This is a genomic window from Alteromonas sp. KS69, from assembly GCF_003989595.1.
GTDB lineage: Bacteria > Pseudomonadota > Gammaproteobacteria > Enterobacterales > Alteromonadaceae > Alteromonas > Alteromonas naphthalenivorans.
The window spans coordinates 1-12,826 of sequence record NZ_PYHU01000026.1; the positions used below are offsets into that span (position 1 = coordinate 1).

Here is a 12,826-nt window from a genome sequence, read left to right on the forward strand (position 1 = left end):
ATATTCACGATCTCACCCTGGTTCAGAGGGCGGCATTCCTACGAAGCTTGCTAAGGTCATCGCCAATAATGGTCACCCTACGTTAGCCATTGCTTATTTCAAAGCCGATATGCTTCCCAAAGAATTAGAAGAAATTCCCCTCTCCTATTTCGAAAAAGCGACAGCTTGGCTAAAACAAAAACACCCTGCGCGAAAACATATCACGCTCATCGGATGGTCTAAAGGCGCCGAGTTGGCGTTGCTGCTTGCGTCCCGCGACACTGTATTTGATCGTGTAATCGCGATTGCACCAAGCTCAGTGGTGTGGGCAGGCATTCTAGATGATTGGCAAACGGTACCTGGCTCAAGCTGGAGTCACAACCAAAAGGGATTACCCTTTGTTGCCTTCAATCCAACCGGACCTGTTGAAGGGTTGTTAGACCTATATACCCAATCTTTACAAAATAGAACGGATGGAGGAAGTGCGACAATCCCTGTTGAAAATATTCGCGGAAATGTTGTGCTTTATTCGGGGGGAATGGATGAAATATGGCCGTCCTCTTCTATGGCGGCTTCAATCTGCCAACGTATGATAGAAAATGAACGGTCTCGTTGTAAGCATATTGATTACCCAAAACTAGGCCATCTGTTAGATTACAAGATGCTTAACGCCTCAGAAGACTTGTACAGACACTTTGTAAACAGCATCGCCGGCAAACAATAAAGAATAATTCTCTAAATCGACCTAGGGTTGGTTCAATCCAATTCAAATACGCTACAGTGGCGAGCTAGACAAACAGGGACTGAAAGTTGAAAAAAGTTGCGATTATAACTGGGGCTAGTAGAGGTATTGGTGCCGCTACCGCTTTTACGCTATCTAAAAAGGGTTACCACGTTTGCATTAACTATTTGAAGAATGAAAACCTTGCTAAAGCTTTATGCACTTCAATTAACAGCAGTGGCGGCGTTGCAATTACTCATAAAGCGGATGTCTCAGAAGAGGCAGAAGTTCAAAGCATGTTTAACAAGGTTAACGCTGAGTTCGGCACCGTTACGCATCTGGTGAACAATGTAGGTGTGCTTTTTACAAAAACTGCATTTTCAGAAATTAGTGCCGAGCGCTTCACAACAATTCTGACTATTAATGTACTAAGCGCTTTTCTTTGCTCGAAAGCTTTTGTGAAACAAGTTCAATATGATGGCGCCATTGTGAACGTTTCTTCTGTTGCATCTCGAACAGGAGCCCCGTTTGAATACGTAGACTATGCTGCATCAAAAGGCGCTATGGATACGCTTACTACCGGAATGTCATTAGAGCTTGCTAGCCAAAATATTAGAGTCAATAGCGTGCGCCCAGGCTTTATTGCCACCGATATACATGCAGACGGAGGTGAGCCAGATCGCGTAAATCGCCTAAGCTCACAAATTCCGATGGGACGCGGAGGCAATACACAGGAAGTAGCAGATGCTATCGCATGGTTATTATCAGATGAAGCATCTTACGTTACAGGTTCATTTATTGATATTGCGGGTGGTAGATAAGTTAGAATAATCACAGACTACATTTATGCGATTAATACGCAGTAAAAAATTCGAGTGAATTTCTCCTTGATAGATAAAAGCTATCTCCAAATATTATTGCTAACTATAGCCAATTATTTAAGCTACAAGCGTGATGATATCACATAACAAAAATCGCAATTTGTATTACAGTATCTGTTTTTTAACGCATTTATGTGTTTCGTTTATATTTTTACAACGTGCAGAAACGTTGCTGGCGTTTTGCGCAAAAGACGAAACCGTTTTAAAATTTGGTAACCAGCTTTAAAACCAACTCAACGATATTCTAAAAGAGAGGTATACATTATGTTTACTAAAGAGATGGTGCATACTGCGCTACAAACGTGGTGCGACAATGTTGTAAAAGTTGGGAAAGTACATACCGAAGGTGGAGACGTGCAAGCGTTCTCTCTTCAGGTGCTCTCTGACAGCTACGATTATGACAATGGTCATGTTTTGTTTAAACCTACCTTGACGTTTGGTCAGCAAACGTTCCGCCCTACGAAAGAAGGCGCGCTATCATATTTTGTGGGTGGAAACAGCGATTACCCCAACGACAATGGTTTTAAGCTCAAGCCTTGGGTGAAAGTATGGTACAGCAAAGAAGACTTTATTCTTAACGGCGAATTAGCCATTGTGCAGTGTAATGTTCACTTTATTGGGGATGACGACAGTCACATTTTTGTGAATAAAAGCTTTGTCTTTAAGCAATGTGACGATGGCAAGGTGCGTATCATTTTGCATCAATCCTCACTGCCTTATCAGCCATAAGTAGATTATTGAACATTAACCCAGCGCGTTGCATGTTATCAAAAAAATAAATGCAACGCGGTATTAGCGCTATCGATTACGTCTGTTATCTTCGAACTCACTTTCAAGCACGCCTTCACGTTGATTGACCGGGAGCATTTGCTGGTCAAATTCACTATGAGGATTGGTTTCGTTATAAGCCAGTGGTTCATTTTCGCAATTGAGTGAGTTCGTTAAAACTGCTACACAAACTGGCTTCTCAGCTTTGGCACTAGGATCGTGACTAAACGTACAAGCAGAAACTGTGGACAATGCGCCCAGTGCTACTAACCATAAAGCTGCGCTTCTTATAACTGAACCGGTTATCGTCACACCATGGTGTTTAATCATTGTAAACCCCTAAATTAACTAACGTTATTTACCAATTTGGTATACAGTATTTAGTTCTCTTTGAGTACAATATCATTTTTAAATTGGGCGATAAAGCGCTTTGAAATAACCCTGTTTTAGATACATATCCTGGCCACCAACGATAGTTTATCAATATTTATTGATAGGCCCTCGTTCACAACTTCGAAACCATATCGGTTATTATGACAAAGTAATTAACAATGGGTATATTTTCCTTTATATTCAATAAAGGCTATACATAGCCAAATTTCAATGGAAAGGGATGAAATGAACGTAGATAAAAAAGGATCTTTGGTAGTTGTAGGTACAGGTATTACTGTATCTGGCCAAATGACCTTAATTACGGAAAGCCTACTTAAAACAGCTGATATCGTATTGAGCGTTGTAACACAGTCGGCGCTAATCAATCTGCAAATGATTAACGCGAATGTGGTGTGTTTACGTCACCTTTATGAGCAAGGCAAATCTCGGGCACTCACCTACCAAAAAATGACGCAACGCATTGTTGATGAAGTCAAGGCAGGAAAAAAGGTGGTGGCGGCGTTTTATGGTCACCCTGGGGTATTTGTAAATCCCTCACATGAGGCCATCAAACAATTAAAAGATGAAGGTTATGATGCCGAAATGTTACCAGGGATTTCTGCCGAAGACTGCTTGGTTGCTGATTTAGGGCTAGATCCCGCACATTATGGATGTCAGTCGTATGAGGCGACTCAGTTTCTGCTTAGGCAATACACCTTAGACCCTCATATGATGCAGATTATATGGCAGATTGGCAGTATCGCCGATTTCACGCACAACAAACACCGAACATCGCACCCAGGCTTAATGCAGCTTAAAAATGAATTGTTGAAATATTTTTCTCCTCAGCACACCATTATAGTTTATGAAGCCTCTACCATCCCCATTGCAGCTCCTCGAATAGAATACCTTGAGCTAAAAGATTTAGCGGCAGTAATACCAAAACCTATCACTACGTTGGTTATCCCTTCTAAAGGATTACCAGATTTTGATATGAAATCGATGGCAGAACTAGATTTAACCCCTGCCCTTTTTGAACAAAAGTTGTTTGGCTAAAACGTAAGTTTCTAACTACATAAAATAAAGGAATAAAAAATGAACGATTTGTTAGTAAAGTTTCTGATTGCTATGGATAAAGATGAAAAGTTGAAACAACAGTATGTCAGCGATCCTAAGGGGACTGCTGAAGCTTTTGGTCTATCTGACGAAGATGTCCAAATATGCGCAAAAAACGATGTTGCAGCGATAAAAAACCGATGTGAAGCTGAAGGCGCAGACAACCTAGAAATCAGTCACTCGAAATAGGTTGATACTGGCTAGATGGATTTAATTTTATGAGATTGTGGTGTCTTTTGTGGGTAGTGCTTTTAGCACTGCCTAGTTTTTCTGTGTTCTCTCAAGGCGCCACTGTCGATATTGATAAGGTATTGCAAACTGCCGATAAGAATGTATTTGTTAACCCCACGCTCGCAAAGAAGCTCCTTAATCAAGCCGAAAAGTATCTAGCAGACAAAGACCTTCCAGCCTATGAAGCTCACTTGCTTAACCTAAAAAGTCATTCGTATATTCTTGAGGGTAATTATAAGCTGGCTTATGAAATGGCCACCCAAGCAAAAAAACTAGCCACAGAAGCTAATAACCAATTGCAACTTGCCGAAGCGTTAAGGCGACAAGGAATAATAACCTATTTCTTTGATTTATATGGTGAATCTCTAGAGTTACTGCTTAATAGCCTGAGTATTCATCAGTCTTTAGATACCCCCTACATACAAAACACGCTACAAGCTATAGGGAATTTGTATGCTAAATCGAATCAATGGGCAGATAACTTAATAAATACAGGTGAACAACTGGTAGCCGAATCAATTAAACGCGGCAACAGCTATTATGAAGAACAAGGCTACGGTTTCATTGTGTCTGGCCTACTGGCTAAGGGAGAAATAAAGCAAGCGAAGTCGTTGATTGACCGAGTAAATACTAACCCCGACAAATTCGCGCCAATCTTAAATTTCTATTTGGCAAAAACTTACCTGCAATTAGGTAACCATGAAGAAGCGCTTGCGGTTACGGAAAATATTATCGATCATGCAATTGCTGGGAAGCATCGCCAACGTGAGCTAGCGGGGCTGACATTGCAGTCAGAGGTTTTACTCAAATTAGAGCGCATTGATGAAGCCACCCAAACGGTTTTGAAGCTCTTATCCATTGCACAAGATTTAGACATTACTGAATATCAGTATGAAGGCTTAAAGATGCAAGCCAATATTGCGCTACTTAAGGGCCAATATCGCGATGCCTATCAATTTCTTTTGCAACATTCAGAATTGAAGCAGCAGGTCTTTGATACCCGCCAATCGGAGCAACTAGCGTTTAACAGAGCCCGTTTAGAAACCGATCAAAAGATACAAAAAATTACTGAATTAGAACTTAGTCAACAACTGTCAGAACAAAATAGTACGTTTCAGGTGTACATCATTGTCACTATTTGCTGCGTCGCTATTCTTTTATTTTTTATGTTTGTTATTACGCTTAAACAGAAGCGAGAATTGCGAGAGCTTGCGTTAAACCTACAAAATGCCACCGACGCGAAGTCAGAATTTTTAGCCCGTATGAGCCACGAAATTAGAACACCTGTGAACGCCATAGTGGGTCTTACAAAGCTAACGCAAAAATCTGTTGTTAATGAAGAACAGAAAACCAACCTATCCCAAATTGAACAGTCGTCACAAACCCTACTAGGGGTAATTAACGATGTGCTAGATTTTTCAAAAATTGAAGCGGGAAAACTTAATATCGAATCTGAGGTATTTGAACTCGACAAACTGGTCGAGCAAGTCATTCGGTTACATGGGATAAATGCTAAAGAAAAGCGTATTGAATTGTTACAGTACGTGGCAAGAGACGTTCCCCTTCAAGTCTCTGGTGATGCGCTACGTATTGAGCAAGTGCTGAATAATCTGCTAAGCAATGCGATTAAGTTTACTGACGAAGGTATGGTGTTCGTATCGGTTAATAAAAAATACTCTGAACACGGTGTTTTACTTGAGTTCTCAGTAAAAGATACAGGAATCGGCCTTTCAACAAATCAAATAGAATCTCTGTTCGAAGCCTTTACGCAAGCTGATGAATCCATTACCCGTAAATATGGCGGAACGGGTTTGGGTTTATCAATTTGTAAGCACCTTGTCTCGCTAATGGGTGGGGAAATATGGGTAGAGAGTAAGCTTGGTCAAGGCGCTACTTTCTTCTTTACTGTATTAGTTGAGCAGCATAATCAATTGCCACAACCCACTACGTTAGGAAACCTAACGTTATCCGACTTAAAAGTGTTGGTGGTTGACGACACTATGCTTTCAAGACAAGCAATAGCGGAAGCGTTACTGCGCATCAATATCAACCCAGATTTGGCCACAGGTGGTAAAGAAGCGCTCATGTATCTGCGTACCGCTATGGCGAGTAACGTACCGTATGATTTAATCATTATCGATTGGAAAATGGCGGACATTGATGGCATCGAGTTAGCCTCAATTATTAATCAGGAGTTCAGTCAAGGTAAGCCTAATATTGCGATGTTGTCAGCTTATGATATTGAATCACTTAAAAACCTCGGGCGACCAGTGGGCGTAGAGTACTATCTACAGAAACCGGTTAATAGTAGCTCGTTGCAGAATTGCTTACTGAGAATGTCTACTCGGGGCAAGCCTCAAATGGCATCGTTAGAAAGCGATGCAAAAGCTCCACCCGATTTCTCTGATAAAAATATCCTTCTGGTAGAAGATGATGCGATAAATCGTAAAGTTGCCAAACTGTTTCTAGCCGATACTAAGGCTAAGGTCAGTGTTGCAGAAAATGGCTTAATTGCTTTGCAAATGTTGGAACAAGAGAACATTTTCGATCTTGTCTTGATGGATATGCAAATGCCTGTGATGGACGGGTTAACTGCTGCTCAAAAAATCAGAGAAGAGTTAAAACTAGATGTTCCGATTGTGGCGATGACAGCACACGCTATGCAAACAGAGATAGAAAAAAGCTTTGCAGTGGGTATGAATGCGCATATTGTAAAACCCGTTAAGCCAGAATATTTGTATCAGGTATTAAGTGAGCAGTTTGTAAAAGAAGCTTAAGCCTAACATTTAGAAAAAACCGAGCCTCAACAAGCTCAATAACAACCTTAAGTTTAAGAATATATACAGAAACAAAGCACGGAACAAAAAAAGCGGTTAACCTGTTTTAGGTTAACCGCTTTTTATTTATGTTTACGTGTTCGCTGTTGAGTTTTAGGCGTTAGCAAAAGTACACACCTAAATTTCAGCGTTTTTGAATTAAACTATATAGGTGAACCCGGTGGTAACGGCTTCACATCGAACGCCCCAGACCAGTGACCTGATTTCCAGTAAGTATCGAAGTACTTATGCAAAACTTCATCAGCATCTCTATCGCTATCATCATCTAGCCATTCATCGAACTCAAGCAACGCACTGTGCATCGCCATTTTAGCTTCTGGTGCTAATGCTGGGTTTGTTACGGCTTTCATTATGGCATTCAATGCAACTAACTGTAGACGTGAAGCAACCACATCGCCTTTAGCCCCGCGTTTGTTTTTAGCACGATACCAATGTACGTTTAATATTTGGCGTACTAGCCCTTCCACACCCACGAGTGCTTTTGTTCGGCTACTTTGCCACGCTAAACGATTCAAACGTTCTGGGTGTAGTAATAACGACAATGCAAAATCACTGGCAGAAGCAGCTGCTGATACTGGGTCGAGCATAAGCCCCATTTTTCCCTGAAAATGCTCACGGGTAACATCATCACCGTACGCAGTGGGCGGAATGAGTGCTAATACGCTTTCTGGAATAGTTAAATAAGGCACGGTAGTGGCAGTAATAAGCTGCTGCATGGCACGTTGCTGTACCTGTGGTGCAACATCTTGCTGACCTTGTGGTGTGGTGTAATCGCCCTTACGCTCGTATTCGTAAATCAAGCCTCCCACTTGTTTTGCTACCGCTTCTAATTGAAAGCGATGGAGCAAATAAATTGGCACTAACGCATTTTCTAGTGACGACAAGCTAGCATTGGGTTTTAGTGTATCCATTCCCAGTTGATCAAGCGCATGCCGCCTGACCGCGGAGATTTCATCGAAAGCATCTAGCGGATCGGCACCGTTTTCCCACATGTGTCCGTTTGCCGAACTATGACGTGAACTTCTGGTATCAGAATCTGACTTAAACGCCAGTCCTTGATTACGAGTTTTAACAATTTGCTTAGCCAAACCTTCGGCTTCTTCATTGAGTGAACCGAATTCTTGATAGCCATAAACAATAGCGTGTTTATCCCAGGCCCCTATGCCCTTATCGTAAGCCCCTTCAAGGCTAATTTTATCACCTTTTAGGGTAATGCGCGGGTGTGGATAATCCATCACAGAAGCCAAGTCGTTTTCACTAGCTGCAAAATTGTGTGCTATGCCCAAGGTATGTCCTACTTCATGGGCAGAGAGTTGCTTGATGCGATCTAACGCCATGGCTTCTTGTTCAGGTGAACTAGCATTATCACCAGAAAATGGGCTGGTAAGCCCTAGTGCGATTAAATAGTCTTGGCGAACACGCAGTGAGCCCAGCGTCACATGGCCTTTAATAATTTCACCCGTGCGAGGGTCGACCACGGACGAACCATAAGACCAACCTCGGGTAGCGCGATGCACCCAGTTGATCACGTTGTAACGTACATCCATGGGATCGGCATCTTGGGGCAACACTTTCACCTGAAAGGCATTTTTATAACCTGCCGCTTCGAAAGCTTGGTTCCACCAGCTGGCGCCTTCTTTTAATGAGGACATCACCGGTTCTGGAATACCTGGGTCTAGGTAATACACAATAGGCTCAACCGCTTCGCTCATAGGCGCATGTGGCGATACCTTGGCAAGACGATGGCGTGTAATAAAGCGCTGCTCCGTAGGCTCATTAATTGCCGTAGAGTAATCGAAATAGCGGAATTTCCAATAACCTGAGTAGGGATGATAGGCCCTTGGTGTATAGCCATCGTCAGGTAATGCAACAAATGAATGATGTAGGTGCACCGAAAGGTTTTCTGCATCTGGCGTGACATCTGTCAAATAGTTACCCGGCTTGCTGCCAGCAAACGTAACTAAGGCTTCAAGCTCGGTGTTTTTCTCAAACCCCTTTGTGCGCGGTAAATATACTCCGCTACGGCTTTTGTCTGCTTTAAAGCTGCCTTGTTTTTTAGCTGATAGCCGGTTACCGATGCCATGAATATCACTAAATAAAAAAGGTGTGTAGTCGATTAGATTAGCACTATCACTTTTTGCCACTATGACAAAGCCTGCTAATACGGAACTGGCAAAGGCTTCATTAATACTTTGCTTTTCAGCTGCGCTACCATGGGCTGCGCGGTACTTAGTATTTAGCTGCTTCAGCATCAGCTTATTGCCAAAGCGTTCGAAGGCAATTAAGCGAGTCCGCCCTAACTGGCCTCTATCTAAACCAATATCGTTAGAGCCTACGCCGTAAGGTAAGCTGCTTTGAAATAAAAACTGGCGCTCATCGTTGGGTATCGATAAATACACTTTGTCATTTTCATCATCATAATACACGGGGATGAGGCCTTCTTTGGCGGACATCTCTTTAGTGAATTCACTAATGGTGGGTAACGCTGCCCACACAGGTGTAGCGAAAACAGCGGACATAACAACAACCATGAACCACCGTATAGCGCTGCATGAGAAGCGCCTCTCACCCCTTGCCTTTTTATTACTTTGTTTGTTTTCGACCAACACGACTGATTTCCTTTTAAATAACGCAAACGCTGTATTTTACTTTTTATATCATCTCAACTTATACCTCTTCTACCCTATCGTAAGTGTTTGATTATGCATATGGCTATTCATCGAAAAACACTGACTATTGCGTGAATTTTTAATGGGTAAAGCGCTAACCTAGTCGCTGATGGTAAATGCTGGTATTGATTGCTATTAAAAATCGCGACTAGAACCGCTATTGGTCATTACAGTTGGCTAACGCTACCTGCTTTTGCTATTAGATATGGCGACTTTGTTGGTAATTAGGTTTGCACAATTGATATAGTACGGGGCATTGTTACCCCACGTTGTAAGAAAGCATGTTGAAGTACGCTACTCGAGCCACCACCCTATCCCCTTTTTTAGCCATGGCCTATGGTGAGAAAGCCACTGCGCTTAGTAATCAAGGACACGATGTTATTCGGTTAAACTTGGGTGAGCCTGACTTCGGCGCGCCCACGCCGGTTGTTGAGGCCATGAAGCAGTCGTTGTCTCAAGCTGATTACCCGTATACTTCAGCATTAGGCTTGCCTGAACTTAGAAGCGCCATTGCTCAGTTCTATAAAACTCAGCACAACGTTGATATTCCAGCTTCGCGCATTGTAGTTACCGCTGGCGCATCAGCGGCGTTGTTATTGGTGAGTGCAGCGCTCGTTGAGAACGGCGATAAGGTAATACTTGGCGATCCTTCATACCCTTGTAATCGTCGATTTTTAAACACCTTTGGCGGCGAAGTTACGTTAGTGCCGACTTCTAGCAAGCAACAATTTCAGTTAACCCATGACGATGTAACACACCATTGGGATAGTAAAACCAAAGGCGTGCTTATCGCTAGTCCGGCTAACCCAACCGGCACCGCTATTGCAGAAAAGGAACTATATAGTATTGGTGAAACCTGCAAGCAAAATGATGGATTTCTTATTGTTGATGAAATTTATCTCAACTTAGATTTACGCGATAGCTCGCCTTCTGCTGCAAAGCAACCTGCCCCACTTAACACGGTTTTGGCGAATGAGCGCTTGCACAACAATACTATTGTGATTAATAGCTTTTCCAAATACTTCGGTATGACAGGCTGGCGCTTAGGTTGGTGTGTGGTACCCGAGGGTATGACCCAAGTTATGGAGCGATTAGCACAAAACCTATTTATTTGCCCCTCTACCCTAGCCCAGCAAGCTGCGCTAGCGTGCTTTACATCGGAGTCACTTGCCCAATGTGAACAGAAAAAAGCACAACTGAGAACACGTGCTTCGTTTGTGCTGGACGCCATTGCAGACATGGGCTTAAGTATTGACGCGACACCAGATGGTGCGTTTTACGCGTACATCAATATTGAACCTACTGGTCTTACCGCCATTGAGTTCTGTGACCGTTTATTAGAAACCGAATATGTGGCATTAACACCCGGTGACGACTTTGGCGAACATAATGCTACTCGTTATGTAAGGCTGTCGTTTGCCACAGAGATAAGCCGTTTAAAAGAAGGCTTAACCCGTATGAAACGATTTGTTAAACCCTACCTTCGCTAACCGCTATTTATTCGCCTCTGTCTATTTTGTTTTAGCAAGTACTGCGCATTAAATACTGGGTGGTAAATTACGTGTGCATTCACACCCAAATCAATACTCAATTATTACCTAAAAAAATAATTTAACCTGAATGGATTGCGTATATTGGTTGCACGTAAGTTTTCCATGAAAAATAAAATAGGACACGATATTTATGAGTGATCAACGGGAATTCGATGTAGTCATTTTTGGTGCTACGGGCTTCACTGGTAAATTGGTAGCTGAATACTTCCAAAGCCAGTATGGCAGCGACAGCAGCGTAAAATGGGCTATTGCCGGGCGCAACGAAGCCAAGCTTGCGGATGTTAAAGCCGAATTAGATATTAGCGAAGATGTGGTAAGTATTATTGCAGATGGTGATGACGACGCTGCACTAGATTCGCTGACTAAGCGCACATCAGTGGTATTAACCACGGTAGGGCCTTACCAAATTTACGGTGAAAAATTACTCTCTGCCTGCGTTGACAACGGCACGGGCTATACCGACTTATGTGGTGAGCCTGCGTGGATGCACCAGATGATCAACAAATATGAAGCCAAAGCAAAAGATACTGGTGCCAATATTGTTTTTTCGTGTGGGTTCGACTCTGTACCTTTCGATTTGGGGGTTCACTTCTTACAAGAACACGCTAAAAAGCAAACCGGCGCCGCGATTGAATACGTAAAAGGCCGTGTAAGAAAAATGCAGGGTACGTTTTCAGGTGGTACAGCAGCCAGCTTAAAAGCTACTATGGTAGCAGCACATAAAGACAAATCGATTATGTCTGCACTGATTAATCCGTTCTCGCTTGCTGATGCTAACCAAAGTCACCCACAGCCAGATGGCACCAAGCCATACTACGACGAGTCTTTAGGTTCGTGGGCTGCGCCATTTATTATGGCGGCTATTAATACCAAGAACGTACACCGTTCTAATTACTTGGCAAACTTCGCTTACGGCAAAACCTTTCAGTATGATGAGATGATGCTTACTGGCCCTGGCGAGAAAGGCGAAGCGATGGCGAACCATGTTGCCCAAGACAAATCATTAGGTGGTGAGGGTGGCCCTAAGCCTGGTGAAGGCCCAAGTAAAGAAGAGCGGGAAAATGGGTTTTACGATGTTATGTTTATCGGTGAAGCAACTAATGGCGATACCCTTGCGGTATCAGTAACTGGTGACAAAGACCCGGGTTATGGCTCAACCAGCAAAATGATTTCAGAATCTGCCCTTTGCCTTTGTAAAGATGTGTCACTTTCTGGCGGCTTCTTTACACCTGCATCTGCATTGGGTGATAAGTTGATTTCTCGCCTCACTGAAAAAGCAGGGCTTACGTTTAACATAGAGAAGTAAGTTTTTTAAAGAAAAGCTTTTAAAGCGCCGCTGCGGCTCGCTCTGCACGCGGCGTTTTTATTTATAAGCAGCCCTTCTACTGTTTTCCTCTCTGCCCATCTCAGTTACTCAAAGCAAAAATTGTCAACAAAGTGTAAAGGTTTGAACAGATTTCGTATTATTTACTCCTAATCTTTGAACAACAAGATGCCTGCCCCCTCGCCGCTCCTTGCCCTCGGTATGCAAACGTCTGAAGAAATTAAAAGTAATTATAAATGCTTCAAAGGATTTGAAGGTTCAAATAGCAATCAATCTCCCCATTTTTTTAATGAGCATGTTTGTTTTTTAAATAAGCAGTTACAGGACATATTATGAAAAAATTAGCGTTTTTAGCGTGTCCGTCCGGTAATCCCC

10 protein-coding genes are annotated in these 12,826 nt (G+C 42.6%); 8 read left to right on the top strand and 2 right to left on the bottom strand.

What is annotated here, in order from left to right; all coding sequences use genetic code 11:
* The 3 genes from C7Y69_RS14785 to C7Y69_RS14795 form a co-directional block, all read left to right on the top strand.
* On the top strand, positions 1-703 hold a 703-nt coding region (locus C7Y69_RS14785), incomplete at its 5' end, for an acyl-CoA thioester hydrolase/BAAT C-terminal domain-containing protein (RefSeq protein ID WP_126873225.1).
* Between the two features lie 86 nt (positions 704-789).
* A complete protein-coding gene (locus C7Y69_RS14790; protein ID WP_126873226.1) occupies positions 790-1,521 on the top strand; it encodes an SDR family oxidoreductase in 732 nt (243 codons plus the stop codon).
* Positions 1,522-1,845: 324 nt separating this feature from the next.
* Positions 1,846-2,310: a hypothetical protein gene (locus tag C7Y69_RS14795; RefSeq protein WP_013783704.1), complete on the top strand. Its 465-nt coding sequence runs from the start codon at positions 1,846-1,848 to the stop codon at positions 2,308-2,310.
* A 69-nt stretch (positions 2,311-2,379) separates the two neighbouring features.
* On the opposite strand, the gene C7Y69_RS14800 is transcribed toward C7Y69_RS14795, so the two are convergent.
* Positions 2,380-2,679: a hypothetical protein gene (locus tag C7Y69_RS14800; RefSeq protein ID WP_126873227.1), complete on the bottom strand. Its 300-nt coding sequence runs from the start codon at positions 2,677-2,679 to the stop codon at positions 2,380-2,382.
* A 288-nt stretch (positions 2,680-2,967) separates the two neighbouring features.
* On the opposite strand from C7Y69_RS14800, the gene C7Y69_RS14805 reads away from it, so the two are divergent.
* From C7Y69_RS14805 to C7Y69_RS14815, 3 genes are read left to right on the top strand one after another with little or no spacing between them, the layout of a single operon-like run.
* On the top strand, positions 2,968-3,777 hold the full coding sequence (locus C7Y69_RS14805; protein WP_126873228.1) for an SAM-dependent methyltransferase: 810 nt from the start codon (positions 2,968-2,970) through the stop codon (positions 3,775-3,777).
* A 39-nt stretch (positions 3,778-3,816) separates the two neighbouring features.
* Positions 3,817-4,026 carry a hypothetical protein gene (locus C7Y69_RS14810; RefSeq protein WP_013783701.1) on the top strand — a complete coding sequence of 70 codons (210 nt, stop codon included), beginning with the start codon at positions 3,817-3,819 and terminating at the stop codon, positions 4,024-4,026.
* A gap of 29 nt (positions 4,027-4,055) precedes the next feature.
* Positions 4,056-6,845, top strand: a complete 2,790-nt coding sequence (locus tag C7Y69_RS14815; RefSeq protein ID WP_126873229.1) for a response regulator — start codon at positions 4,056-4,058, stop codon at positions 6,843-6,845.
* 203 nt (positions 6,846-7,048) lie between these two features.
* Here the strand turns inward: C7Y69_RS14815 and C7Y69_RS14820 are convergent, their stop codons facing one another.
* Complete coding sequence (locus tag C7Y69_RS14820) at positions 7,049-9,424, bottom strand: zinc-dependent metalloprotease (protein ID WP_260563523.1); 2,376 nt, start codon at positions 9,422-9,424, stop codon at positions 7,049-7,051.
* Between the two features lie 431 nt (positions 9,425-9,855).
* Between C7Y69_RS14820 and C7Y69_RS14825 the strand changes: the two genes are divergently transcribed.
* On the top strand, positions 9,856-11,064 hold the full coding sequence (locus tag C7Y69_RS14825; protein WP_409513435.1) for an aminotransferase class I/II-fold pyridoxal phosphate-dependent enzyme: 1,209 nt from the start codon (positions 9,856-9,858) through the stop codon (positions 11,062-11,064).
* Between the two features lie 193 nt (positions 11,065-11,257).
* Entirely contained in the window at positions 11,258-12,433 is a 1,176-nt protein-coding gene (locus C7Y69_RS14830) for a saccharopine dehydrogenase family protein (RefSeq protein WP_126873231.1), read from the top strand.
* Positions 12,434-12,826: the final 393 nt, after the last annotated feature.

What these genes read in the sequence shown, in the direction of transcription:
- C7Y69_RS14795 (WP_013783704.1), top strand. Translation starts at nt 1,846, where the DNA reads ATGTTTACTAAAGAGATGGTGCATACTGCGCTACAAACGTGGTGCGAC.
- C7Y69_RS14800 (WP_126873227.1), bottom strand. Translation starts at nt 2,679, where the DNA reads ATGATTAAACACCATGGTGTGACGATAACCGGTTCAGTTATAAGAAGC.
- C7Y69_RS14805 (WP_126873228.1), top strand. Translation starts at nt 2,968, where the DNA reads ATGAACGTAGATAAAAAAGGATCTTTGGTAGTTGTAGGTACAGGTATT.
- C7Y69_RS14810 (WP_013783701.1), top strand. Translation starts at nt 3,817, where the DNA reads ATGAACGATTTGTTAGTAAAGTTTCTGATTGCTATGGATAAAGATGAA.
- C7Y69_RS14815 (WP_126873229.1), top strand. Translation starts at nt 4,056, where the DNA reads ATGAGATTGTGGTGTCTTTTGTGGGTAGTGCTTTTAGCACTGCCTAGT.
- C7Y69_RS14820 (WP_260563523.1), bottom strand. Translation starts at nt 9,424, where the DNA reads ATGTCCGCTGTTTTCGCTACACCTGTGTGGGCAGCGTTACCCACCATT.
- C7Y69_RS14825 (WP_409513435.1), top strand. Translation starts at nt 9,856, where the DNA reads ATGTTGAAGTACGCTACTCGAGCCACCACCCTATCCCCTTTTTTAGCC.
- C7Y69_RS14830 (WP_126873231.1), top strand. Translation starts at nt 11,258, where the DNA reads ATGAGTGATCAACGGGAATTCGATGTAGTCATTTTTGGTGCTACGGGC.